At 69.0% G+C, this 24,968-nt stretch carries 17 protein-coding genes; 12 read left to right on the top strand and 5 right to left on the bottom strand.

Going from position 1 to position 24,968, the window contains the following annotated elements; genetic code table 11:
• Together RMP09_RS05020 and RMP09_RS05015 are read left to right on the top strand one after the other, a co-directional pair.
• A partial coding sequence (locus tag RMP09_RS05020) for a heme utilization protein (RefSeq protein ID WP_310564905.1) occupies positions 1-5,474 on the top strand: 5,474 nt, incomplete at its 5' end.
• 222 nt (positions 5,475-5,696) lie between these two features.
• The gene (locus tag RMP09_RS05015; RefSeq protein WP_310564904.1) at positions 5,697-7,499 is read left to right on the top strand and encodes an acetylglucosamine transferase; all 1,803 of its coding nucleotides are present in this window, start codon (positions 5,697-5,699) and stop codon (positions 7,497-7,499) included.
• A gap of 150 nt (positions 7,500-7,649) precedes the next feature.
• Here the strand turns inward: RMP09_RS05015 and RMP09_RS05010 are convergent, their stop codons facing one another.
• The gene (locus RMP09_RS05010; RefSeq protein ID WP_310564903.1) at positions 7,650-8,267 is read right to left on the bottom strand and encodes a hypothetical protein; all 618 of its coding nucleotides are present in this window, start codon (positions 8,265-8,267) and stop codon (positions 7,650-7,652) included.
• Between the two features lie 76 nt (positions 8,268-8,343).
• Positions 8,344-9,183 carry a TylF/MycF/NovP-related O-methyltransferase gene (locus RMP09_RS05005; protein ID WP_310564902.1) on the bottom strand — a complete coding sequence of 280 codons (840 nt, stop codon included), beginning with the start codon at positions 9,181-9,183 and terminating at the stop codon, positions 8,344-8,346.
• A gap of 207 nt (positions 9,184-9,390) precedes the next feature.
• Here RMP09_RS05005 and RMP09_RS05000 point away from each other — a divergent pair, with 207 nt between their 5' ends.
• The 3 genes from RMP09_RS05000 to dcd all read left to right on the top strand — a co-directional run bounded on the left by RMP09_RS05000 (position 9,391) and on the right by dcd (position 12,723).
• A complete protein-coding gene (locus RMP09_RS05000) occupies positions 9,391-10,464 on the top strand; it encodes a BMP family ABC transporter substrate-binding protein (RefSeq protein ID WP_310564901.1) in 1,074 nt (357 codons plus the stop codon).
• Between the two features lie 171 nt (positions 10,465-10,635).
• Positions 10,636-11,916 carry a guanine deaminase gene (gene guaD, locus RMP09_RS04995; protein WP_310564900.1) on the top strand — a complete coding sequence of 427 codons (1,281 nt, stop codon included), beginning with the start codon at positions 10,636-10,638 and terminating at the stop codon, positions 11,914-11,916.
• A gap of 237 nt (positions 11,917-12,153) precedes the next feature.
• Positions 12,154-12,723: a dCTP deaminase gene (gene dcd / locus RMP09_RS04990; RefSeq protein WP_310564899.1), complete on the top strand. Its 570-nt coding sequence runs from the start codon at positions 12,154-12,156 to the stop codon at positions 12,721-12,723.
• 39 nt (positions 12,724-12,762) lie between these two features.
• Here the strand turns inward: dcd and RMP09_RS04985 are convergent, their stop codons facing one another.
• On the bottom strand, positions 12,763-13,419 hold the full coding sequence (locus RMP09_RS04985; RefSeq protein ID WP_310564898.1) for a DUF4136 domain-containing protein: 657 nt from the start codon (positions 13,417-13,419) through the stop codon (positions 12,763-12,765).
• Between the two features lie 120 nt (positions 13,420-13,539).
• Here RMP09_RS04985 and RMP09_RS04980 point away from each other — a divergent pair, with 120 nt between their 5' ends.
• Together RMP09_RS04980 and RMP09_RS04975 are read left to right on the top strand one after the other, a co-directional pair.
• Complete coding sequence (locus RMP09_RS04980; RefSeq protein ID WP_310564897.1) at positions 13,540-14,439, top strand: neutral zinc metallopeptidase; 900 nt, start codon at positions 13,540-13,542, stop codon at positions 14,437-14,439.
• 295 nt (positions 14,440-14,734) lie between these two features.
• A complete protein-coding gene (locus tag RMP09_RS04975; protein ID WP_310564896.1) occupies positions 14,735-16,246 on the top strand; it encodes a DEAD/DEAH box helicase in 1,512 nt (503 codons plus the stop codon).
• Between the two features lie 94 nt (positions 16,247-16,340).
• On the opposite strand, the gene RMP09_RS04970 is transcribed toward RMP09_RS04975, so the two are convergent.
• Positions 16,341-17,174 (bottom strand): symmetrical bis(5'-nucleosyl)-tetraphosphatase, encoded by an 834-nt coding sequence (locus RMP09_RS04970; RefSeq protein ID WP_310564895.1) that lies wholly within the window; start codon positions 17,172-17,174, stop codon positions 16,341-16,343.
• 80 nt (positions 17,175-17,254) lie between these two features.
• Between RMP09_RS04970 and RMP09_RS04965 the strand changes: the two genes are divergently transcribed.
• Positions 17,255-18,550 (top strand): hemolysin family protein, encoded by a 1,296-nt coding sequence (locus RMP09_RS04965; protein ID WP_310564894.1) that lies wholly within the window; start codon positions 17,255-17,257, stop codon positions 18,548-18,550.
• Here RMP09_RS04965 and RMP09_RS04960 read toward each other — a convergent pair.
• Positions 18,544-19,497, bottom strand: a complete 954-nt coding sequence (locus RMP09_RS04960) for a LysR family transcriptional regulator (RefSeq protein ID WP_310564893.1) — start codon at positions 19,495-19,497, stop codon at positions 18,544-18,546. The two genes, RMP09_RS04965 and RMP09_RS04960, sit on opposite strands and share 7 nt — an antisense overlap.
• A gap of 183 nt (positions 19,498-19,680) precedes the next feature.
• Here RMP09_RS04960 and RMP09_RS04955 point away from each other — a divergent pair, with 183 nt between their 5' ends.
• The 4 genes from RMP09_RS04955 to RMP09_RS04940 form a co-directional block, all read left to right on the top strand.
• Positions 19,681-21,102, top strand: coding sequence for a form I ribulose bisphosphate carboxylase large subunit (locus RMP09_RS04955; protein ID WP_310564892.1), 1,422 nt, complete (start codon positions 19,681-19,683; stop codon positions 21,100-21,102).
• A gap of 133 nt (positions 21,103-21,235) precedes the next feature.
• Positions 21,236-21,589: a ribulose bisphosphate carboxylase small subunit gene (locus RMP09_RS04950; protein WP_310564891.1), complete on the top strand. Its 354-nt coding sequence runs from the start codon at positions 21,236-21,238 to the stop codon at positions 21,587-21,589.
• A 287-nt stretch (positions 21,590-21,876) separates the two neighbouring features.
• Positions 21,877-22,680, top strand: coding sequence for a CbbQ/NirQ/NorQ/GpvN family protein (locus tag RMP09_RS04945; RefSeq protein WP_310564890.1), 804 nt, complete (start codon positions 21,877-21,879; stop codon positions 22,678-22,680).
• A gap of 16 nt (positions 22,681-22,696) precedes the next feature.
• Positions 22,697-24,968, top strand: a 2,272-nt coding sequence (locus RMP09_RS04940) for a VWA domain-containing protein (RefSeq protein ID WP_310564889.1), incomplete at its 3' end; no start/stop codon positions are given.

Raw genomic sequence — 24,968 nt, 5'->3', positions numbered from 1 at the left:
AGCTCACCACCGGCCAGGTGGCCGCGCTGACCACCGACCAGATCCAGGCCATCGAGCTGGCGGACCTGCCGTTCGTGACCACCGCGCAGATCGCGGCGCTGGACGCCACCCAGGTGGCCGCGCTGACCGTGGGCCAGATCGCCGTGCTGACCAAGCCGCAGATCGCGGCCATTGACGACGCCGACGTGCCTTCGCTGACCACGGCTCAGATCGCCGCGCTGACCGCCGGCCAGGCCACCGCGCTGACCAACGGCCAGCTCGCCGCGCTGACCACCGATCAGATCGCCGCCCTGGAAAACGCCGACCTGGCCGCGCTGAGCGCGGCCCAGATCGCCACGCTGTCGGGCGCGCAGATCGGTGCCCTGACGCCGGCGCAGATCGCCGCCATGACCACGGCGCAGATCGCCGCCATCGAGGTGGCCGACCTGCCGTCGCTCAGCACGGCGCAGATCGCAGCGCTGACCAGCGCCCAGGTGGGGGGCCTGAGCGTGGCGCAGATCGCCGCCCTGGGCACCGCGCAGATCGCCGCCATCGACGCCGCCGACATCGCCGCGCTGGGCTCGGCCCAGATCGTGGCGCTGACCACGGCCCAGATCGCCGGGCTGACCACGGCCCAGATCGCCGGGCTGAGCACCCAGCAGATCGTGGCGCTGGAGACCGCCGACCTGGTCCAGTTCAGCACCGCGCAGATCGCCGCCATCGAAGTGGCCGACGTGCCGGCCCTGACCTCGGCCCAGCTGCAGAACCTGACCGCAGCCCAGCTGCAGGCCCTGACGACGACGCAGATCGCCGCCCTGAGCACGCTGCAGGTCACCCAGCTGACGACCGACCAGATCCCGCTGCTGACCACCGCCCAGGTGGCCGCGCTGGAGACGGCCGACCTGGCCGCGCTCACCACCGGGCAGATCGTGAAGCTGACGACCGCCCAGGCCGCCGCACTGACCACCGCCCAGGCCGCCGCACTGACCACCGCCCAGATCGCGGCGCTGGAGACGGCCGACCTGGCCGCGCTGGGCACGGCGCAGATCGCCGCCCTGACCACGGCCCAGGCCGTGGCCCTGACGGTGGGCCAGATCGCCAAGCTCACCACCGACCAGGTGGCGGCGCTGGAAACCGCCGATCTCGCCGCGCTGAGCACCGCGCAGATCGTGGCGCTGACCGCCGCCCAGGCCGCCGCGCTGACCACCGCGCAGATCGACGACCTGACCACCGGCCAGATTGCGGCGCTGGAGACGGCCGACCTGGCCGCGCTGACCACCGCGCAGACCGCGGCGCTGACCGGCGCCCAGGTGGCCGCGTTGACCACCGCCCAGGTGGCCGCGCTGACCACGGCGCAGATCACCGCCCTCGACGTGGCCGATCTGGCCGGCATGTCCACGGTGCAGATCGTCGCCCTGACCGGCACCCAGGCCGCCGCGCTGACCACCGCCCAGGTGGCCGGCATGGGCACGGCCCAGATCGCCGCGCTCGACCCGGCCGACCTGGCCGCCATGACCACCGCGCAGATCGTGGCGCTGACCACGGCCCAGGCCCAGGCCCTGACCACCGCCCAGGTGGCCGCCATGGCCACAGCCCAGGTCGCGGCCATGGAAACCGCCGACCTGGTCAAGCTCACGACCAACCAGATCGTGGCCCTGACCACGGCCCAGGCCCAGGCCCTGACCACCGCCCAGGTGGCCAACCTGAGCACGGCGCAGATCGCCGCGCTGGAAACCGCCGACCTGGCGGCCCTGAGCACCGGCCAGGTGCTGGCGCTGACCGCTGCCCAGGTGGCCGCGCTGACCACCGACCAGATCGGCAAGCTCACCACCGAGCAGATCGGCGCGCTGGAGACCGCCGACATGGTGGCCCTGACCACCGCCCAGGTGCGTCAGCTCACCAACGCCCAGCTGCAAAAGCTCAGCGTTGAACAGCTGCAGGCCATGGAAGTGGGTGATGTCGCGGCCCTGAGCACCGCCCAGGTGATCGCGCTGACGTCGTCGCAGATCGCGGCGCTGACCGCCGCGCAGATCGCCGGCATGGGCACCGCGCAGGTGGCCGCCATCGAGGCCGCCGACATCCCGGCGCTGACCGGCGCCCAGCTGGCCGCGCTGACCACGGCCCAGGCCCGCGCCCTGGCGACGGACCAGATCGCCGCGCTGACCACCGGCCAGTTCGAGCAGCTCGAAGCCGCCGATGTGGCCGCGTTCAACACGTCGCAGATCGTGGCCCTGAGCACCGCCCAGGTGGCCGCGATGACGGCCGCCCAGGTGGCCGCGCTGACGACCGCCCAGGTCGCGGCCCTGGAAACGGCCGACCTGCGCGCCATCACGCCCACGTTGATCCCCAGCCTGACCACGGCCCAGATCCAGGCGCTGAGCCTGGCCCAGGTGGCCGCGCTGACCACCGCCCAGGTGCGGGCCCTGGAAACGGCCGATCTGGTGGCGCTCAAGCCCGACCAGGTGGAAGTCCTGACCGCGGCCCAGGTGGGTGCGCTGACCTCGTCGCAGGTCGCAGCGCTGACCACCACACAGCTGCAGGCCCTGGGCTCCAGTGCCCTGGCCGGTATCTCGCCCGAAGTCATCCCGGCGCTGACCACGGCCCAGGTGCAGGCCATCAGCCAGGCACAAATGGCCTGGCTGACCACCGCGCAGCTGGCCGCCCTGGACCTGACCGATGTGGCCGCGCTGAGCGTGACCCAGCTGCTCGGCCTGGCCGGTTCGCAGGTGGCCGCGTTCACCACCGCGCAGATTGAAGCCATGAGCTCCACCCAGCTGGCCGGCTTGTCGGCCGGCCAGGTCGGGGCGCTCACCGGCAGCCAGATCGCCGCCATCGAGGTGGCCGACCTGGACGACCTGAGCACCACGCAGATCCAGGCGCTGGGCAGCGACGTCAACGCCCTGACCACGGCCCAGATCCAGGCCCTGACCACCGCCCAGGTGGCCGCGCTGACCACGGCCCAGATCGTGGCCCTGACCAACACCCAGCTGGCGGCCATGGAAACGGCCGACGTGGCCAAGCTCACGACCGACCAGATCGTGGCGCTGACAGCGGCGCAGATCCCGGCCTTCGGCAGCGACCAGATCGCCGCGCTGACCACGACGCAGACGGCCGAGCTGAGCGCCGCTCAGATTGCGGCCATGACCTCGGCGCAGATGCCCGGCATCAGCACCGCCGCTCTGGCGCTGTTCGACACCACGCAGCTGCAAGCCATCGAGGACGCCGACTTCGCCTACCTCACGACGGCGCAGATCGCCGCGCTGACCACCACCCAGGTCACCGACCTGGAGGCCGGTCAGATCGGCGCCATGACCTCGGCCCAGGTGGGGGCGATCGAACTGGCCGACCTGGCCAAGCTCACCGTCGCGCAGATGGGCTACTTCGGGACGAGCCAGATCGCGTCGCTGACCACGGCGCAGGTGGAAGGCCTGTCCACCGAGCAGGTGAACGCCTTGTCCGGCACCCAGCTGGCGGCCCTGACGGTGACCCAGATCGCCAAGATGGAAACCGCCGACGTGGCCGCCATCTCGACCACGGCCGTGACCTCGCTGACCACCGCCCAGATGGCGGCGCTGACCACCGGCCAGGTGGCCGCGCTGACCAGTGAACAGCTGCCCCTGCTGTCCACCTCGCTGATGGCTGCGCTGAGCCCGACGCAGGTGGGTGCGCTGACCACGGCCCAGCTGCCCAAGCTGACCGACGGCCAGCTGCAGGCCCTGAGCACCGCCCAGTGGGCGGGTGTGAACACCACGGCACTGGCCGCTCTGACCAGCACCCAGATCGGCATCCTGGAGACCCAGGACATCGGCGCCCTGACCACGGCCCAGATCGTGGCCCTGACCGACAGCCAGGTGCCTGGCCTGACCAGCGCCCAGCTGGGTGCCCTGAGCACTGCCCAGCTGGTGGCGCTGGAAACGGTCGATGTGGCTGCACTGGCCAGCACCGCGATGCCGGGACTGACCACCGCCCAGGTGGCCGCGCTCACCGCCGGCCAGTTCGATGCACTGAGCTCGACGCAGATCGGGGCCATGGACAACGCCGACGTGGCCGCCTTCACGGCCGGTCACATCGCCGCCCTGACCAGCACCCAGGCCGACGGCCTGACCGCCGGCCAGCTCGGCGCCATGACCTCGGCCCAGTTCGCGGCCATGACCACGACCACGCTGGCGTCCCTGGACGCCACGCAGATCGCGGCCATCGACGCACTGGACTTCGGCACCCTGAGCACGAGCCAGATCGCCAACCTGGCCACTGTGCAGACGGCGGCGCTGACCACGGCCCAGATCGTCGCGTTGACGGCGGCCCAGATCCCGTCGCTGACCACGGCGCAGATCGCCAACCTGACCAACACCCAGATCGCGGCCATCGAGGTCAACGACCTGGCCCTGTTCGACGCGACGCAGATCGCCGCCCTGACCGCCGGCCAGGCGCCCGCGCTGACCACAGCGCAGGTGCAGGGGCTGACCACCACGCAGTTCCAGGCGCTGGAGACCGCCGACCTGGCCGCCTTCACGGCCGGTCAGATCGCTGCGATCCAGAACGAAGACATCGCGGTGCTGTCGACGACGCAGATCGGTGGCTTGACGGCCGCCCAGGTGCAGGCGCTGACGGTCACGCAGATCGTCACCATGACCGGTGCCCAGCTGGCCGGGATCGAAACCGCCGACTTCGCGACCATGGGCACGGCCCAGATCGCGGCGATCCAGGCGGTGGACATCCCCAGCCTGACGACGACCCAGATCACGGCGCTGACCAACACCCAGTTCGCCGCGTTCACGACCGACCAGATCGCTGCCCTGACGGTGCCCCAGATCGACCAGCTCACGGCCGGTCAGCTGGCTGCCCTGGACATGGCGCGGTCGGCCGCGTTCACGGTCGAGCAACGGGCTTCGATGGAGGTCGCGCAGACCGGCGCCCTGGTCTCGCCCCTGGTCTTCGACCTCGACGGCAACGGCATCCACACGGTCAGCCTGGCCGACGGTGTGGTGTTCGACATCGACGCCGACGGCGCGCTGGACCAGACCGGCTGGGTGGGCAGTGGCGACGGCCTGCTGGCCCTGGACCGCAACGGCGACGGCAGCATCAACGACGGTTCGGAACTGTTCGGCACGGCCACGCGCCTGGCCGACGGCAGCACCGCCGCCGACGGCTTTGCCGCCCTGGCCGCGCTCGACAGCAACGGCGACGGCAGCATCAGCCTGGCCGATGTGGACTTCGCCGCCCTGCGCGTCTGGCAAGACGCCAACGGCGACGGTGTCAGTCAGGCCGGCGAGCTGAGCAGCCTGAGCGACCTGGGCATCGTGTCCATCGACGCCAACGGCCAGGCCACCTCGGTCTGGGACAGCGGCAACTGGGTCGGCCTGACTGCCGGCTACCAGACCACCGACGGCCAGACCCACGAGGTCGCCGACGTGTGGTTCGCCACCGCCGACGTGGCCGATGCGGGTGTGCAACTGGTGGGTGTGAGCCAGCCGCCGATCGATCCGCTGGCCTGAGGCCACTGACGGCCGGGCGGCAGCGCCTGGCCCGTGATCCGCCCGAAGCCGGGCCCCTGCGAAGGGGCCCGGCTTCGGTGCGTCCGTCGTCCGGTGAACTGGCGGGGTTTGGCCGGCCTGTTCCGGGTTTTGCGACCGGCGCGGCGCACCTACCATGGCTGGCACCACCGGTCCGTGCGCTGCGCGCGCGTGGGCCGGGTGACTTGCCCACGAAAGCCGCCCATGAACGCACCCGCCTCCGTCACCGCTGCCGACACCGCCGCTCCCCCGCTGGACGCCTTCCAGGTCATCGCCGCGGGGGACCGCCTGTGCGCCACCCAGGGCCCGCAGCAGGCCGCAGCGCTCTACCAGCAATGGCTGGCCGGCAGCACATCGCCGCTGCGCCACGTGGTGCAGTTCAACCTGGGCGTCATCTACGGCCAGCTGCAGCTGCACGAACAGGCCGAAGCCGCCTACCGCGCCGCCATCAACAGCAAGCCCGACTTCGCCCAGGCCTGGTTCAACCTCGGCGCCACCGTGGAGCGCCTGGGCCGCAAAGAGCACGCGCTGACCATCTGGCAGTCCATGCTGGACCACCCGCTGGTCACGCCCACGCACCAGAAAGACCTGTACCTGCTGGTGGTCAACGGCATGGGCCGCCTGCTGGAGGAAATGCGCCAGTACGACCGGTCCGAAGGCCAGCTGTTCGCCAGCCTGCTGGCCGAGCCGCAGCAACCCAAGGTCATCCAGCACTGGGTGCACCTGCGGCAAAAGCAGTGCAGCTGGCCGGTGTTCACGCCCGTGCCCGGTCTGGGGCAGGGCGAGGTGCTCAAGGCCACCTCGCCGCTGGCCATGCTCTCGGCCAGCGACGACCCCGGCCTGCAGCTGGCCACGTCGATCCGCTTCATCACCGAAAAGGTCAACCTGCGCGTGCCACGCCTGGCGCCCGAAAAAGGCTACCGGCACGAGAAGCTGCGCATCGGCTTCCTCTCGTCGGACTTCTGCCTGCACGCCGTGTCGCTGCTGACGGTGGAACTGCTGGAACTGCTGGACCGCGACCGCTTCGAGGTCTACGGCTTCTGCTGGAGCCGCGAAGACGGTTCGGCCCTGCGCGCCCGCGTGGTCCAGTCCTTCGACCACTACGTGCGCATCGCCGACCTGGACGACGCCAGCGCCGCCCGCGCCATCCGCGAGGCCGAGATCGACGTCGTGGTGGACCTGCAGGGCATCACCTCGGGCGCGCGGCCCGACATCATTGCGCACAAGCCGGCTCCGGTGCAGATCACCTACCTGGGCTTTCCCGGCCCGACCGGCCACCCGGGCATCGACTACGTGGTGGCCGACCGCTTCCTCATCCCCGACGCCGAGCGCCCCTTCTACACCGAGACCCCGCTGTACCTGCCGCACGTCTTCCAGTGCAGCGACCGCCAGCGCCCGGTGGCGCCGCTGCCCAGTCGGGCGCAGTGCGGCCTGCCCGAAGACGGTTTCGTCTTCTGCTCGTTCAACAACAACTACAAGTTCACCGAAGAGGTCTTTGCCAGCTGGATGCGCATGCTCACAGCCGTGCCCGGCAGCGTGCTCTGGCTGCTGGCCGACAACCCCTGGTCGCAGGCGTCGCTGACGCGCCGCGCCGGCGAACACGGTGTGGACCCGGCGCGCCTGCTGTTCGCGCCGCGCGTCTCGCCCGAGCAGTACCTGGCCCGCTACACCGCGGCCGACCTGTTCCTCGACGCCTACCCCTTCAACGCCGGCACCACCGCCAACGACGCGCTGTGGATGGGCCTGCCCGTGCTCACCCGCTCGGGCCGCACCTTCGCCTCGCGCATGGCCGGCAGCCTGCTGACCGCGCTGGACCTGCCCGAACTCATCACGACGACGCTGGCCGACTACGAAGCCCGTGCCATCGACATCGCCACCCAGCCCGCGCTGCACGCCGACCTGAAGCAGCGCCTGAAGGCCGGCCGCAGCCAGTCGCCCCTGTTCGACATGCCGCGCTTCGTGCAGGACTTTGGCGACGCGGTCGAGCGCGTGGCCATCCGCGGCTGATCCCGTCGGGCAGGTGGGGGCCGAGGCCGATCTGTCCTGTCGGCCCTTCTTTCCGGAAGCCCCAAAACAAAACCCCCGTGGAACGCTCCACGGGGGGTTTGTTTTGTCGGGGTCGTTCAAGCCCCCGCGGGGGCCTGATCTCAGGCCATTTCAGGCCAGGGCCGGTTCGGCCGCCTGCGCCTGGGGCAGGGCCAGGTTGAAGGCCTTGCAGACCTCGGGATCGGGTGTTCCCTTGAAGGCCCAGGCCGTCACTTCCAGGTTGCCGCTGGTGCAATAGATGTGGCCGAAGCCGGCGGCCACCAGCGCCTTGGACAGCGACTTCGGCGTGAAGCCGGTCTTGTGCGCGAAGAACTCCACGCCGCTGCTCTCGATCTGCTTGCCGTAGCCGTAGAGCACGTCCATCACCGTGATGGGGCCGAGCGACGACTGGTAGAGCACATCCTCGATGTCCAGGCCGCGCTCCACCACGGCCTGCATCACCGCACCCACGTCGGGCACGCGGATGTGGGCAAAACCGCTGTCGCTGAGCACATGGCGGAAACCCGCCAGCACCTTCTTCACATCGTGGTGGTAGTAGTGTTCCAGGTTGTGCGAGCAGTAGATGGCGTTGAACTGGCCGGCGTCCAGGGTGGACAGCAGGCGCGCGTCGCAGCAGATGTCGGGCTGGCCGGTCGGGTCGATGTCCAGCAGCAGGTGTTCGTAGCCCGTGTAGGCGGGGGGCAGGGGGATGGCCTTGCTGTTGCCGCCCACGTTGAGTACTTTTTTCAAGGTTTCCGTCCTTGGCTGGATGCCGGCTGGTGTAGGGATGCGCCGCTGGGGTGGGGCGGCGGGCGTGAAAGAAATTTTAGGAATCCGTGGGCCGGGGAAAGCCCGGAACAGGTGTTCGCGGACCGTCCTGTTCGGGGGGGCAGCGTTTGATGACCATGCCCTGGCCGGTGGGCAGGGGCATGACGCGGTAGCCGCGGGCGGCGAACCAGGGGTCTTCGGCCTGCTTCTGCTTGCGGTAGGCGGCCCATTCGTAGTCGTCCAGCACGATGACGCCGCCGGGCACGACGCGGTCGAACAGCGCCTCCAGCGTGGCCAGCTCGCCCTCGGCGTTGTTCAGGTCGATGTGCAGGAAGGCCACCTGCTCGGGGCAGCCCTGCACGAACGACTCGGGGATCAGGCCCTTGATCAGCCGCACCTGCGGATAGGCCGCGAAGCGGGCGCAGACCTGTTCAAAAAAACCCGCCTGCTGGCCGGCGAAATCGTGGCCCTGCACCGGGTGGTAGTCGTAGGTGTCGAAGCCCCAGAAGGTCTTGGGGAAGGCGGTGCCGCCCAGGTAGTCGGCCACCGTCTTGATGCCTGTGCCGGTGTAGACGCCGCACTCGACAAAATCGCCCGGCAGGTGCACGCAATGGCAGGCGGCCGTGGCCAGGATGTAGCGGCGCCAGGCGATGGCCTGGTCGGCGTCGTTCTGGATGTTGTCGGTCCAGGCCTTGCGGAAGGCGTCGTCCTCGAACAGCGAGTTGTTGCGCCCCCAGGTGATCAGGTTGTCGCCGATGTAGTGGCCGGGCGAGATCAGGGTCTTGAGCTCGTCGATCAGCTGGTAGAAGCGGACGGGGTCGCTGATGCCCCAGGACTTCTGGGTCGAGAAGCTGACGATCTCGTTCATCGGCAGGGGCTTGAGCGCTGGGAGGTCCATGGATGACTCGGTGTGTTGGGTGGGCGCAGGAAGGCTGGCCCTGCTGAAAATTCTAGGAACGCCGGCCCCGGACTTGAGCCGGATAAACCGGGCATTCGACCGCTATCTCGGCGCTTCAGGCGCCCAACGGATAAAATTGTTGCCCTGCGAGCCGGTGCTTCCCCGGCTCGCTTTTTTTCTGACTTGGAAGCCATGTAGAGGACCACCATGTACAAAAACCTCGCTGCCGCGCTCGCGGCCGCCTGTTTTTTCTCCCCCGCTTTTGCCCAAACCACGACGCCGGTCAAAGCCGCGTTCGTCTACGTCGCGCCGCTGACCGACGCCGGCTGGGTGCGCCAGCACGACCAGGGTCGCCTGGCCGTGGAGGCCGCGCTGCCCGGTCAGGTCAAGACCACCTACGTTGAGAACGTGGCCGAAGGCCCGGACGCCGAGCGTGTCATCCGCGACCTGGCCGTGCAGGGCCACCAGATCATCTTCACGCCCAGCTTCGGCTACATGGAACCCACGCTCAAGGTGGCGCGCGAGTTCCCGACCGTGAAGTTCGAATCGGTCACCGGCTACAAGACGGCGCCCAACGTGGCCACGTCCAATGCGCGCTACTACGAAGGCCGCTACCTCGCCGGCATCGCGGCGGGGCGCATGGCCACGCAGGCCGGCTATGTGGCGGGTTTTCCCATTCCTGAGGTGATCCAGGGCATCAACGCCTTCACCCTGGGCATGCGCTCGGTCAACCCCCAGGCCAGCGTGCGCGTGGTCTTCCTGGGCGAATGGTTCAACCCCACGCGTGAGCGCGAAGCCGCCATGAGCCTGATGAACCAGGGCGCCGAGGTGCTGGCCTTCCACACCGGCTCCAACGCGGTGATGGTGGCGGCGCAGGAACGCGGCAAGCTGGCCGTGGCCTACCACTCCGACATGCGCAAGGTCGCGCCGGACGCGCAGGTGGCCGCCGTCACCCACCAGTGGGGCGACTACTACACCCGCCGCGTCAAGGCCGTGCTGGACGGCAGCTGGAAGAGCGCCCAGGTCTGGGGCGGCGTGCGCGAGGGCATGATCCGCGTCGATGGTTTTGGCAGCAAGGTGCCCGTCGCCGTGCAGGCCGAAGTGCTGGCCCGCCAGAAAGACATGGCGGCTGGCCAGCTGGCCGTGTTCAGCGGTGGCAAGACCGGCGTGAAGGACAACGAGGGCAAGACCGCCATCGCCGCCGGCCAGGCGCTGGACGACGGCGCCATCCTGGGCATGAACTGGCTGGTCGAGGGCGTGGCCACCAAGCTGCCGCGCTGAATGGGTCACTGAATCACCCCGCGCCGCCTGCGGCGTCATCTCCTGACAGGGCGGTCGGGCGATGCCTGCCGCCGGGCGAAGCCCGATCGGCGGCATCTTGGTCCAGGCGCATGGTGTGCATGCGTTCCGCCGTATGCCGGCGGGCGCGCTAGCGGCTAAGCTGTCGGCTCCATGAAAGCCTACCGTGCCGCCCTTCTGCGATTCGATGACGATGGCCAGCCGCTGTACGACAGCGACGGCCTGCTGGTCATCGGCCCCGACGCCACCGGCCGCCGGGTGGTGCGTGCGGCCGGCGCGCACGGTGCGCTGATCGATCGCTTCGCCGGCGTGAGCGTCGAAGACCTGCGCGGGCACATCATCGCGCCGGGCTTCGTCGATCTGCACGTGCACTACCCGCAGACCGACGTGATCGGCGCGCCCGCCGCCGGCCTGCTGCCCTGGCTGGAGCACTACACCTTCCCGCACGAAAGCCGGTTCATTGACAAGGCCTACGCGCGCGGCGTGGCCGAGTTTTTCTTCGACGAACTCCAGCGCAACGGCGTGACCACCGCGCTGACCTTCGCCACCTCGCACCCCGCGTCGGTGGACGCGGCGTTTGAAGCCGCGCAGGCGCGCGGCCTGCGCTTCATCACCGGCAAGGTGCTGCAGGACCGCCACAGTCCCGACGGTGTGCGCGACCAGACCGAGCAAAGCCTGATCGACACCGACGAGCTGATCCGCCGCTGGCACGGCGTGGACCGGCTGGGCTACGCCATCACGCCGCGCTTTGCGCCCACCAGCACCGACGCGCAGCTGCGTGGCGCGGGCGAACTGGCGGCCCGCTACGGCGACGTGTGGATCCAGTCCCATGTGGCCGAGAACCACGACGAGGTGAAGTGGGTGGCCGAGCTGTACCCGCAGGCGCGCAGCTACCTGGGCGTGTACGGCGACTTCGGCCTGCTGCGCGAGCGCGCCGTCTACGCCCACTGCATCCACCTGGACGCGACCGACCGCGCGCTGATGCGCGAGACCGGCGCGGCCGCCGCCGTCAGCCCGACCAGCAACCTGTTCCTGGGCAGCGGCTTTTTCGATTACGCCGCAGCCGACGCGGCCGGCATGCGCTACGGCCTGGCCAGCGACGTGGGCGGAGGCACCAGCTTCTCGCCCTTTCACACCATGCTGGCGGCCTACACCGTGGGCCGGGAGGGGCACACCAAACCGGGCCTGAGCCTCACGCCCGGCCAGCTCTGGTGGCAGCACACCGCGGGCGCGGCGCAGGCGCTGGGCCTGGAGGGCGTGGTGGGCAACCTCACGCCCGGGCACGAGGCCGACTTCGTGGTGCTGAACCCGAAGGCCACACCCCTGCTGGCGCGCAAGACGGCGCAGGCCAACAGCCTGGACGAGCTGCTGTTTGCATTGATCGTGCTGGGCGACGACCGCCTGGTGGTGCGCACCGTCACGGCAGGCGGCTGACGGCGATCCGGCGCCGGGCCGCCCCAAGCCGGATCAGCCCCCTTTGTCCCGGCGAAGACCGGGACTCTCCCCGTTCTTGGGGCAGCGACCCGCGCAGCGGCGGGGCGTGGGGGCGGCAGACCTGCCGCTGGGCCGCCCCAAGGCAGGTCAGCCCCCTTGGGGGGCAGCGACCCGCGCAGCGGCGGAGCGTGGGGGCGGCATCCTTACAATCGCGGGCTATTCCACGGAGCAGGCAGCATGAGCATCAAGAGCGACAAATGGATCCGCCGCATGGCCGAGCAGCACGGCATGATCGAGCCTTTCGAGCCGGGTCAGATCCGGCAGAACGCCGCGGGCCAGAAGATCGTCAGCTACGGCACCAGCAGCTACGGCTACGACATCCGCTGCGCACCCGAATTCAAGGTCTTCACCAACGTCTACAGCTCGGTGGTGGACCCGAAGAACTTCGACGAGAAGAGCTTTGTGGACATCAATTCCGACGTCTGCATCATCCCGCCCAACAGCTTTGCGCTGGCGCGCACGGTCGAATACTTCCGCATCCCGCGAAGTGTGCTGACCATCTGCCTGGGCAAAAGCACCTACGCCCGCTGCGGCATCATCGTCAACGTGACCCCGTTCGAGCCCGAATGGGAAGGCTACGTGACGCTGGAGTTCTCCAACACCACGCCGCTGCCGGCCAAGATCTACGCCGGTGAAGGCTGCGCCCAGGTGCTGTTCTTCGAGAGCGACGAGGTCTGCGAGACCTCGTACAAAGACCGCGGCGGCAAGTACCAGGGGCAGGTCGGCGTCACGCTGCCCAAGACCTGACCGGCTGGGCCTGCGCCCGGATGCCCAGCCGTTGAAGCGTCAGCGGCCAGGCAGGTCGAAGCTCAGCCGCCGCACCTGTCCGTTGGCGCCCGGAAAGTCCTGGAACGTGCCCTGCACCAGGTAAGGCACCACGGCCACCAGATCGTCGTCGCTGCCCTCGTGCACCGCGGTGGCCTCAAACACCCTGCGTGCGCCGCTGCCCGGGCCGCTTTCGCTGATGCGCAGTTGCAGCTGGCTGCGCTGCACCGTCTGCGTCACCGTGCGGTCGCCCGCGTAGCGCGCTCCCATCGGGTCGGGCACCCAGTGCCCGCCGAAGAGCCGGCCCTGCGCGTCGCGCCAGGGCGGCACATACACCCACTGATCGCTGTAAACGGGCACCAGCCGCTGGCGCTGTTGCTCGCTCAGGTCGGCCCGCACGTCCACCACGAAGCGCGCCGGTTCGCCTGCGGCCGCGAGGCGCAGGCCGAGCCGCTGCAGTTCGGCACCCACCTGGCCCTGGTAGGCCTGCAGTTCCAGGGTGCGTTGCGGGTCGGCGCTGGTGAAGCGGTAGCTGGCGCCCGCCGCGTCGGCCGGCCACTGGTTGAATCGCGTCACCTTGGCCGTGAGCGTGTGGGCACAACCGGTCAGCAGCAGCGCGGCACACAGGGTCAGCCAGGCGACGGCGCGCCCGGGGCTTTGCATAATGCGAACTGTCATTCTTTGGTATTCGGTTTTGAGCGCCGGATGCCACCCATGCCGGCCGACCATGGCGCTTGTGGGACCCCCGCCGCCATTGCCAAGTTCCGCCGATCCCTGTCACGCCCGAGGAGCCACACCATGAAATGGGAAAACAACCGCCAGTCCGACCAGATTGAGGACCGCCGAGCATCGGGTGGCGGCATGTTCGGTGGCGGCGGTGCGCCGCGCCGGGTGGGGGGCCGTGGCGTGGGCCTGGGCACCATCGCCATCGCCCTGGTGGCGGGCTGGATCTTCGGCATCAACCCCATGACCATCCTGGGCGTGCTCGGCGGGGGCGGCGACCTGGCGGCACCGGTGGAGCAGTCCGCCCCCGCGGCCAGCACGGGCCAGCCCAGCGACCAGATGGGGCAGTTCGTCGCCTCGGTGCTGGGCGGCACCGAAGACGTGTGGACCACCGTGTTCCAGCAGAGTGGGGCGCAGTACCAGAAGCCGCGCCTGGTGCTGTTCCGCGGCGCCACGCCCACGGCCTGCGGCACCGGCCAGGCGGCCATGGGGCCGTTCTACTGCCCGGGCGACCAGAAGGTCTACATCGACCTGGGTTTCTACGACACCCTGCGCCAGCAGCTGGGCGCGCCGGGCGATTTCGCCCAGGCCTATGTGATCGCGCACGAGGTCGGCCACCACGTGCAGAACCTGATGGGCGTGACCGAGCAGATGGAGCAGGCGCGCCGGCGCGTGAGCGAGCGCGAGTACAACGCGCTGAGCGTGCGGCTGGAACTGCAGGCCGACTGTTTTGCCGGCATCTGGGCCCACCACAACCACCAGTCCAAAGGCATCCTGGAACCGGGGGATGTGGAAGAGGCGCTGAACGCGGCCGCCGCCATCGGCGACGACGCCCTGCAGCGCAAGAGCCAGGGCACGGTGGTGCCCGACAGCTTCACCCACGGCACCAGCGAACAGCGCCAGCGCTGGTTCCACAAAGGCCTGGAAACGGGCAGCGTGAAGGCCTGCGACACGTTCAACACCAGAGCGCTGTAGCCCCCACGCTCCGCCGCTGCGCGGGTCGCTGCCCCCCAAGGGGGCTGGGCCTGCCTTGGGGCGGCCCGGCGGCTGGCCCGGCTACGCCCCCACGCTCCGCCGCGGCGCGGGTCGCTGCCCCAGCATCGGGCGGGGACCTGGCGCATCCCGGGCCCAGGGGCTGGGCCAGCCCGGCGGCTGGCCCGTCCGAGCCCTCGCGCCACGCCGCTGCGTGGGCCGCGCAACGCGTGGCTGGGTGAAAAACACCCGAAGTGAGACAATACCGGGTTAACGCGCACTGTGCGCGCGCACTGCAATGACCCAATCCTTCTCCGAACTCCAGCTCTCGCCCAACCTCGCCCGTGCCATCGCCGAGATGGGCTACGAGAGCATGACGCCCATCCAGGCACAGGCCATCCCGGTCGTGCTGCAGGGGCGTGACGTCATGGGCGCCGCCCAGACCGGCACCGGCAAGACGGCGGCCTTCTCGCTGCCGCTGCTGCAGCGCATGCTCAAGCACGAGAACGCGTCCACTTCCCCGGCGCGCCACCCGGTGCGGGCCCTGGTGCTGCTGCCCACGCGCGAGCTGGCGGTCCAGGTGGCCGACCAGGTCGCCCAGTACGCCAAATACACCCAGCTGCGCAGCACCGTGGTGTTCGGCGGCATGGACATGAAGCCGCAGACGCTGGAACTGAAAAAGGGCGTCGAGGTGCTGGTCGCCACGCCGGGCCGTCTGCTGGACCACATCGAAGCCAAGAACTGCGTGCTCAACCAGGTCGAGTACGTGGTGCTCGACGAGGCCGACCGCATGCTGGACATCGGCTTCCTGCCCGACCTGCAGCGCATCCTGAGCTACCTGCCCAAGACCCGCACCACGCTGCTGTTCTCGGCCACCTTTTCGTCCGAAATCAAGCGCCTGGCCAGCAGCTACCTGCAGGACCCGATCACCATCGAGGTGGCGCGCTCCAACGCCACCGCCTCGACGGTCGAGCAGCACTTCTACCGCGTCGACGACGACGACAAGCGCCAGACGCTCAAGCAGATCGTGAAAGAGCGCGGCGTGACGCAGGCCTTTGTCTTCGTCAACAGCAAGCTCGGCTGTGCGCGGCTGGCCCGTTCGCTCGAACGCGAAGGCCTCAAGACCACCGCCTTGCACGGCGACAAGAGCCAGGACGAACGCCTGAAGGCGCTGGACGCCTTCAAGCAGGGCGAGGTCGACCTGCTGGTCTGCACCGACGTGGCCGCGCGCGGCCTGGACATCAAGGACGTGCCGGCGGTGTTCAACTTCGACATCCCGTTCAACGCCGAAGACTACGTGCACCGCATCGGCCGCACCGGCCGCGCCGGCGCCTCGGGTCTGGCCGTCTCTTTCGTGAGCGCCAAAGACACGCGCCTGATGGCCGACATCGAGAAGCTGATCGGCAAGAAGCTCGAACTCGAAGCGGTGGAGCTGGAGGCCGACAAGCGCCCGGCCGGCCGCTTCAACGACGGCCAGCGCGCCTGGCGCGAAGGCGAAGACGGCAACCGCGAACCCCAGCGCGATGGGGGGCGTGAGGGCCGCGAGATCCGCGAGGCGCGTCAGAGCCGCGAAGGCCGCTCCAGCCGCGAGGGTGCTGATCGCCGCCCCCTGCGCCCGGCGCGCGCCCCGGCCGACCCCTTGTTCGACAAGCCCTACGAACCCAGCCAGCCGTCGGACGCCCCGCCGGCCTGGGAAGCGACTGCCAAGCCGGCCAGCCGCCTCTCGCCCAACATCAAGACGCGCAAGAAGGTGGCCGCGCTGTTCAAGAGCGCACCCGCGCCCGAGACCAACCCGACCGAAAACGCCTGAAGCACGGGCCGGTTCGCCGCTGGGCCGCCCCAAGGCGAATCAGCCCCCTCTGGGGGCAGCGACCCGCGCAGCGGTGGAGCGTGGGGGCGCCACTTCAGCCGCCGGGACGCTGGGCCTGTGGGCAGGCCACGCTGATCTGCTCGATGGCGTCCGGTGTGCTGCCCACGCGCGCGGCCGTCAGGCAACCGCCCCACACGCAGCCCGTGTCCAGCGGCAGCAGGTCCGACTGGTGCACGTCGCCCAGCGTGGACCAATGGCCGAACGCCACCGGTGTGCCGGCGCTGCGGCGGCCGGGCACCTCGAACCAGGGCATGAAGCCCGCGGGCGCCGCGTCGGCGCTGTCCTTGGTATCGAACTCCATCACGCCTTCGGGTGAGCAAAAACGCAGCCGCGTGAGCGCGTTGACGATCACGCGCAGCCGGTCGTAACCGCGCAGGTCGTCCCGCCAGTGGTCGGGCTGGTTGCCGTACAGGTTGTGCATCAGCACACCCCAGTCGGCGCCCCGCAGTTCGCGTTCCAGCTCGCCGGCCAGCGCCAGGGTCTGCGCCGTGTCCCACTGCGGCAGCACACCCGCGTGCACCAGCAGCCAGCCCTGCACCTGCAGGGCCATGGGGCGGTGGCGCAGCCAGGTCAGCAGGGCGTCGCGGTCGGGCGCGGCCAGGATGTCCTGCACCGTGTCGCTGCGGTGGGGTTTGCGCACGCCGTGGGCCACGGCCAGCAGGTGCAGGTCGTGGTTGCCCAGCAGGCAGTGGGCGCTGCCGTCCAGCGCCATCAGGCGGCGCAACACCGCCAGGGATTCGGGGCCGCGGTTGACCAGGTCGCCCAGCAGATAGAGGGTGTCGCGGCTGGGGGAGAAGTCGATGGTCTGCAGCAGGCGCCCGAGCGGGGCGTCGCAGCCTTGCACGTCGCCAATGAAATAGGTGGCCATGCCGCGATTGTCCATCGCGCGGTGGGCCGGGGCGGCGGCCGGCGGGGCGTGGCAGGTTCTAAGGGACAATTCCCGCAGCCATGGACACCCTGCTCATCCTTTTCCTCACCCTGCTCAACGGCGCCTTCGCCATGTCCGAGATGTCGCTCGCGGCCAGCCGCAAGGCCCGCCTGGCGGCCATGGCCGAGGCCGGCGACAAGGGCTCGCAGGCGGCGATGAAGCTGCTGGAACACCCGACCCAGTTCCTGTCGTCGGTGCAGGTCGGCATCACGTCCATCGGCATGCTCAACGGCATCGTGGGCGAGGCCGCGTTCAGCGACGGCGTGGCCGGTTCGCTGGTGGGCTGGGGCATGGCCGGGCGCACGGCCGAGGGCGTGGCCACCGGCATCGTGGTGGCGGTCATCACCTTTGTCACCATCGTGTTCGGCGAACTGGTGCCCAAGCGCATCGGCCAGCTCTACCCCGAGACCGTGGCGCGCTGGGTCTCGCGGCCCATGACCTTTGTGGCCCAGGCGGCCAAGCCCTTTGTGTGGCTGCTCACGCACACCACGCAGTGGGTGCTCCAGCTGCTGCGCATCAACACCAGCGGTCAGCAGCACGTGACCGAAGAAGAGATCAACGCCAGCCTGGAAGAGGGCGTGGACGCCGGCATCATCGAGGCGCACGAGCACCAGATGGTGCGCAACGTGTTCCTGCTCGACGACCGCCAGCTGATCTCCATCATGGTGCCGCGCGCCGACATCCAGTGGCTGGACGCGGACGACGCCGTCGAACACGCGGTGCCCAAGGCCTGGTCGGTCGGCCACTCGTGGTACCCGGTGTGCCGCGGTGGGCTGGACGACGTGGTGGGCGTGATCCACTTGCCGCGCCTGCTGGCGCTGCGCGAAGAGGGCGCGGGCGGCACCATCGGCGCGCACGCGCTGCCGGCCACCTTCGTGCCCGAGACGCTCAGCGGCATGGAGCTGCTGGAGCAGTTTCGCGCGCGCGCCACGCGCATGGCTTTTGTGGTGGACGAGTACGGCGTGGTGCAGGGCCTGATGACGCCGCTGGACCTGCTCGAAGCCATCACCGGCGAACTCTCGCCCGAGCGGCCGGTGGACGCCTGGGCCACCAAGCAGGACGACGGCTCCTGGCGGGTGGACGGTGCCATGCCGGTGGCCGAGCTCAAGGCGCGGCTGGCCATCGACGAGTTGCCCGACGAGGACAAGGGCCGCTACAACACCGTGGCCGGCCTGATGCAGACCGTGGCGGGGCAGCTGCTGGCGCAGGGCGAACACGTGGACTGCGTGGGCTGGCGCTTCGAGGTGCTCAAGCTCGAAGGTCGCCGCATCGACCAGGTGCGGATCCGCGAATGGTTCGTCGCAGACGATCAGTGATCGGCGGCTGAGCGACGGCGCGCGCGGGCCTGGGGCCGGGCGGCCTCGGCGCCCTGGCGGTGGTCGAACATCCAGTCCTTGAACGCCAGGGCCGCGGCCGACAGCCGCTTGCCGCGCGGGTACACCACGTGCCAGCGCCGGATGAGGGGGAAGCCCCGCACGTCCAGCTGCACCAGTTCGCCCAGCGCCAGTTCCGAGACCACCGTGTGGGCCGACAGCACGGCCAGCCCCAGGCCACCGGCCACGGTCTGTTTGATGGCTTCGTTGCTGCCCACCTCCAGCCGGTTCTTCAGCACGATGCCGTGCCCGGCGAAGAACTTTTCCGTGGTCAGGCGCGTGCCCGAACCGGCCTCGCGCAGGATGAAGGGTTCGTTCGCCAGGCGCTGCGGTGAGAGGCTTGTCTGCCCCACCAGCGGGTGGTCGGGCGGCGCCACCAGCACCAGCGGGTTGTCGGCAAACGCCTCGCTGACCACGTCCATCTGCTCGGGCGGCTGACCCATGATGTAGAGGTCGTCCTCGTTGCCGGCCAGGCGCTGCAGCAGCTTCTCGCGGTTGCCCACCACCATGGCCACGTCGATGCCCGGGTGCGCCGCGCAGAAGCCGCCCAGCAGCTTGGGCACGGTGTACTTCACGGTGGTCAGGATGGCCAGCTTGAGGCTGCCGCGTTCCACGCCCTGCAGCGCGGCCAGGTCCTCGGCCAGGCGCTCCATGCGGCTCTCGATGTCCTCACAGGCGTCGGCCAGCGTGCGGCCGGGGGCGGTCAGGTAGATCTTCTTGCCCAGCTGCTCGAACAACGGCTGGCCCACCGTTTCCGACAGCTGCTTGACCTGCAGCGACAGCGTGGGCGGCGAGAGGTGCAGCGCCTCGGCGGCGCGGGCAAAGCTGCTGTGGCGCGCCACGGCCAGAAAGATGCGCAGCTGGTGCAGGGTGGCGTGTCGCAGGTTCATGGGTCCTCGTTATAAATTGACTTTGATAAATCATCATAGTCAAAACATTTTACTTTTATTTATTGTTGTGGCGGCCAACAATTCGCTCCAGTTCAGAGCAGTCGCGCCCCGAAAGACAGCACAGTCCGGGCCGCTTTGGGCGACACATCGAGACGTTCGACCACCCGAGAAGGAGCAACACGCATGGCCACCAAAACCTACAACGCCGGTGTCAAGGAATACCGCAGCATGTACTGGGAACCCCACTACACCCCCAAGGACACCGACATCCTCGCGTGTTTCAAGATCACGCCGCAGCCTGGTGTGGACCGCGAGGAAGTGGCCGCCGCCGTGGCCGCCGAGTCGTCCACCGGCACCTGGACCACGGTCTGGACCGACCTGCTGACCGACCTGGACTACTACAAGGGCCGCGCCTACCGCATCGAAGACGTGCCCGGCGACGACACCTGCTTCTACGCCTTCGTGGCCTACCCGATCGACCTGTTCGAAGAAGGTTCGGTCGTCAACGTGCTGACCTCGCTGGTGGGCAACGTGTTCGGCTTCAAGGCCTTGCGCGCCCTGCGCCTGGAAGACATCCGCTTCCCGATCGCGTATGTGAAGACCTGCGGCGGCCCGCCCCACGGCATCCAGGTCGAACGCGACATGATGAACAAGTACGGCCGCCCGCTGCTGGGCTGCACCATCAAGCCCAAGCTGGGCCTGTCGGGCAAGAACTACGGCCGTGCGGTGTACGAATGCCTGCGCGGTGGCCTGGACTTCACCAAGGACGACGAGAACGTCAACAGCCAGCCCTTCATGCGCTGGCGCCAGCGTTTCGACTTCGTGCAGGAAGCGATTGAAAAAGCCGAGCGCGAGACCGGCGAGCGCAAGGGCCACTACCTGAACGTGACCGCGCCCACCCCGGAAGAGATGTACAAGCGTGCCGAGTTCGCCAAGGAAATCGGCGCACCGATCATCATGCACGACTACCTCACCGGCGGTCTGACGGCCAACACCGGCCTGGCCAACTGGTGCCGCGACAACGGCATGCTGCTGCACATCCACCGCGCCATGCACGCCGTGCTCGACCGCAACCCGCACCACGGCATCCACTTCCGCGTGCTGACCAAGGTGCTGCGCCTCTCGGGGGGTGACCACCTGCACTCGGGCACCGTGGTGGGCAAGCTCGAAGGCGACCGCGCCTCCACCCTGGGCTGGATCGACATCATGCGCGACGAGTTCATCCAGGAAGACCGCAGCCGCGGCATCTTCTTCGACCAGGACTTCGGCTCCATGCCCGGCGTGATGCCGGTCGCCTCCGGCGGCATCCACGTCTGGCACATGCCGGCGCTGGTAAACATCTTCGGCGACGACTCGGTGCTGCAGTTCGGCGGCGGCACGCTGGGCCACCCCTGGGGCAACGCGGCCGGCGCCGCCGCCAACCGCGTGGCGCTGGAAGCCTGCGTCAAGGCGCGCAACGAAGGCGTGGCCGTGGAGAAGGAAGGCAAGGCCGTGCTGAGCGAAGCCGCCCAACATTCGCCCGAACTCAGGATCGCCATGGAGACCTGGAAAGAGATCAAGTTCGAGTTCGACACGGTGGACAAGCTCGACGTCGCCCACAAGTGAACCGGTCGATTTCGATCCATGACGTTGTCGCAAAGCCTTGCCGTGCCTTCAGCACGGTCTGCGGCTTCGCTTCGCGTCCTGAATCGAACTTGACCGGTTCGGATGCAGCCCCATTTTTTTAAGGACATTCACCATGAGCATGCAGGACTACACCAGCCGCCTCTCCGACCCCGCCAGCCGCAAGTTCGAGACCTTCTCCTACCTGCCGGCGATGACCCAGGACGAGATCCGCAAGCAGGTCGAGTACCTCGTCAAGAAAGGCCTGAACCCGGCCATCGAACACACCGAGCCGCAGTACCTGATGGACTCGTACTGGTACATGTGGAAGCTGCCCATGTTCGGCGAGACCGACGTGGACAAGGTGCTGGCCGAGTGCGAGGCCTGCCGCCAGGCCAACCCGGACAACCACGTGCGCCTGATCGGCTACGACAACTTCAAGCAGTCGCAGGGTGCTTCGATGGTGATCTATCGCGGGAAGACGGTGTAACCCCCCTGCGCCGCTGCGCGGCTTCCCCCCTTGAAGGGGGGACGATGCTTGTGGCCCGGCAAAGCCGGTTCCACGGCATCTCTCGAACAAGGCACGATCTCCGGACATTGGGTGGGCGTTCTCCTTGCCTGAGCGTCCATGAGCGTGGTGCGGTGGGGCTGACGCAGTGAGGTAAAGGAGGAGCCGGCCGCAGGCCGGCGGGGGACACGAACGGAGTCGGCCACGCCGCACCACGCGGTGCAGGCCAACGCAACAAGACAACGAGTGCAAGGTCTGTGGAGACGAACATGAGCGACAACCTCGACGCCTACCGCGTCGCCGCACAACCCTATTACCGCCCGGTGGCCGATGAGGTCGAGCTGTACGAGGCCGCGTACTCGGTGCGCATGCCCATGATGCTCAAGGGCCCCACCGGCTGCGGCAAGACGCGCTTCGTCGAGCACATGGCCTGGAAGCTGAACAAGCCTCTGATCACCGTGGCCTGCAACGAAGACATGACCGCCAGCGACCTGGTCGGCCGCTTCCTGCTGGACGCCCACGGCACCCGCTGGCAGGACGGCCCGCTGGCCACCGCCGCGCGCCACGGCGCCATCTGCTACCTCGACGAAATCGTCGAAGCCCGGCAGGACACGACGGTGGTGATCCACCCGCTGACCGACAACCGCCGCGTGCTGCCGCTGGAGAAAAAAGGCGAACTGATCAAGGCCCACCCGGACTTCCAGATCGTCATCTCCTACAACCCCGGTTACCAGAGCCTGATGAAGGATTTGAAGCAGTCCACCAAACAGCGCTTCGGCGCGCTGGATTTCAACTACCCCGAACACGCCATCGAGGCCGAGATCGTGGCCCACGAAACCGGCGTGAGCGCCGACGTGGCAGGCAAGCTGGTCGGCATCGCCGAGCGTGCGCGCAACCTCAAGGGCCACGGCCTGGACGAAGGCATCTCCACCCGCATGCTGATCTACGCGGGCAGCCTGATCGCCCAGGGTGTGGCCGCGCAGGCCGCCTGCCGCGTGGCCCTGGTGCGCCCCATCACCGACGACCCGGACATGCGCGACGCGCTCGACGCTGCCGTGTCGACGTTCTTCTGATCGGCAGAGGCAGGCCATGAGCGTCCACCTGCACGACCACACCGAGTGGACCGCCCCGCTGGACCCGGCCTCGCGCGAGCTGCTGGAGCGTTGCTGGCCGGACGCCACCAAGGTGTTCTCTGCGCGCGGGCTGGACAACTACGTCAAAGGCGCCGCCGCCTTGCGCGGTCTGGGGCGCGGGCACGAGCTGGTCAACGCCTGGATCGACAGCGCGCCGCAGGTGGCCGCCGAGATCGGCGAAGACGTGGTGGGCGAGCTGGCCAGCACCGCGTTGCAGCTCGCGTCCAAGACCTCGGGCGCGGTGATCGAGCTGGTGCTGGCCACCGCGCCCACCGCCGCGCGCCGCCTGGCCGACGGCGCGCTGTTCCTGCAGTACCTGCAGTTCCTCAACACCCTGGTGGCGCAGGCGCCGCGCGGCCTGCGGCCCATGCTGGGCCAGATCGACGCGTTGTTCGGCCAGCTCACGCTCGGTGGCCTGCGGCGCTGGGCGACCTGGGGCGCGCAGGCCCACCGCACCAACTACGAGGAGCAGATCGCCTACTTCGGCCTGCGGTCCAAAGAGTCGCTGGCCATGCTGCAGCAGGAGCGCAAGGGCACGCTGCTGGTGGACGTGCAACGGCGCATCAACATGTACCTGCGCGCGCTGTGGGGGCGCGACTTCTTCATGCGCCCGACAGCAGGGGATTTTGAATCCCGTGACGGCTACCGTCCCTTCATCGAGGACCACTTCATCCACCTGCCCGACGCCTACGATGCGGTCGAAGGCAACGCCGGCACCGTGGACGCGACGCAGCTGTACCGCGCCGCCGCCGCGCACGCCGCCGCGCACGTGGTGTTCACGCGCCGGCCGATCTCGGCCGAATCGCTCAGCCCCTGGCAGATGGCGCTGATCGGACTGGTGGAAGACGCGCGGGTGGAGGCGCTGACGCTGGCGCGCTTTCCCGGTCTGCGTCCGCTCTGGGCGCAGCTGCACACTGCGCAGGCTTCACACAACCAGACGGCCGGCGACTGGCTCAATCGCCTCGCGCGCGCCCTGCTCGACCTGGCGTATGAAGACGCCCATCCCTGGATCGCGCAGGGCCGCGCGTTGTTCGCCGAGGCGCTGCCGCGCATGCAGGCCGATCCGCACGACAACACCGTGTCGTGGGAACTGGGCGTGCAGCTCGCGCACAGCTACCGCGAACTCACGCAAGGCCCCAGCCACCAGCCGCGCACGGACTTGCAGACCGCGGCCTACCGCGACGACAACCGCTACTTCTGGGCTTTCGACGGTTTCGACTTCGAGCGCAGCATGGCCGCCGGTGTCGAGTCGCCGCAGCAGCTGCGCAAGCAGGTGAACCTGATGGCGTTCGTCAACGAGCTCGAAGTGGAAGGCGCGGGCGACGACGCGCAGGAGATCTGGGTGCTGGGCACCGAGCTGTTTCCCTACGAAGACCTGGGCGTGTCCTTCAACGAAAGCGAAGGGCGTGAGCCGGTGCTGCCGCCGGTGCACTACGCCGAGTGGGACCACCTGATCCAGCTCGAACGCCCGGCCTGGGCCACGGTGCAGGAGCGCCGCCCCAAGGCCGGTGATCCGGCGGTGATCGACGCCATCCTCACCGAACATCGGCGCCTGATCGGCCGCATGAAACACATCCTGGACGCGATGCAGCCGCAGGGCGTGCAGCGCATCCGCCAGCTGGAAGACGGTGACGACATCGATCTCAACGCCGCGCTGGCCTCGGTGATCGAGATGCGCATGGGCCGCCAGCCCGACCCGCGCATCATGATGCGCAGTGTGCGCAAGACACGCGACATCTCCGTTCTCGTGCTGCTCGACCTGTCTCAATCAACAAACGACAAAGTCCAGAGCCCCCACGCTCCGCCGCTGCGCGGGTCGCTGCCCCCTGAGGGGGCAGGCTCGCCCGTGGGGCGGCCCGGCGAACGAGCCGGCGGCCAGGACCAGACGGTGCTCGACCTCACCCGTTCGGCCTGCGCGCTGCTGGCCGACGCGATCCAGAAAGTGGGCGACCCGTTCGCCATCCACGGTTTCTGCTCCGACGGTCGGCACGACGTGCACTACTGGCGCTTCAAGGACTTCGACCAGCCTTACGACGACCTGGCCAAGGCGCGCCTGGCGGGCATGGAAGGCCAGCTGTCCACCCGCATGGGCGCGGCCATCCGCCACGCCACGGTTGCGCTCAAGGCGCAGCGCAGCAGCAAGAAGCTGCTGCTCGTCATCACCGACGGCGAACCGGCCGACGTGGACGTGCGCGACCCGCAGTACCTGCGCCACGACACCAAGAAAG

This window comes from Hydrogenophaga sp., assembly GCF_031426985.1.
GTDB lineage: Bacteria > Pseudomonadota > Gammaproteobacteria > Burkholderiales > Burkholderiaceae_C > Hydrogenophaga.
This window is presented reverse-complemented; position numbering and strand designations above follow the sequence as displayed.

Coding starts and splice junctions, on each gene's coding strand:
- RMP09_RS04955 (WP_310564892.1), top strand. CDS start 19,681: ATGGCCACCAAAACCTACAACGCCGGTGTCAAGGAATACCGCAGCATG.
- RMP09_RS04970 (WP_310564895.1), bottom strand. CDS start 17,174: ATGGCCACCTATTTCATTGGCGACGTGCAAGGCTGCGACGCCCCGCTC.
- RMP09_RS05015 (WP_310564904.1), top strand. CDS start 5,697: ATGAACGCACCCGCCTCCGTCACCGCTGCCGACACCGCCGCTCCCCCG.
- RMP09_RS04950 (WP_310564891.1), top strand. CDS start 21,236: ATGAGCATGCAGGACTACACCAGCCGCCTCTCCGACCCCGCCAGCCGC.
- RMP09_RS04945 (WP_310564890.1), top strand. CDS start 21,877: ATGAGCGACAACCTCGACGCCTACCGCGTCGCCGCACAACCCTATTAC.
- RMP09_RS04980 (WP_310564897.1), top strand. CDS start 13,540: ATGAAATGGGAAAACAACCGCCAGTCCGACCAGATTGAGGACCGCCGA.
- RMP09_RS05000 (WP_310564901.1), top strand. CDS start 9,391: ATGTACAAAAACCTCGCTGCCGCGCTCGCGGCCGCCTGTTTTTTCTCC.
- RMP09_RS04960 (WP_310564893.1), bottom strand. CDS start 19,497: ATGAACCTGCGACACGCCACCCTGCACCAGCTGCGCATCTTTCTGGCC.
- RMP09_RS04975 (WP_310564896.1), top strand. CDS start 14,735: ATGACCCAATCCTTCTCCGAACTCCAGCTCTCGCCCAACCTCGCCCGT.
- dcd (WP_310564899.1), top strand. CDS start 12,154: ATGAGCATCAAGAGCGACAAATGGATCCGCCGCATGGCCGAGCAGCAC.
- guaD (WP_310564900.1), top strand. CDS start 10,636: ATGAAAGCCTACCGTGCCGCCCTTCTGCGATTCGATGACGATGGCCAG.
- RMP09_RS04985 (WP_310564898.1), bottom strand. CDS start 13,419: ATGACAGTTCGCATTATGCAAAGCCCCGGGCGCGCCGTCGCCTGGCTG.
- RMP09_RS05005 (WP_310564902.1), bottom strand. CDS start 9,183: ATGGACCTCCCAGCGCTCAAGCCCCTGCCGATGAACGAGATCGTCAGC.
- RMP09_RS04965 (WP_310564894.1), top strand. CDS start 17,255: ATGGACACCCTGCTCATCCTTTTCCTCACCCTGCTCAACGGCGCCTTC.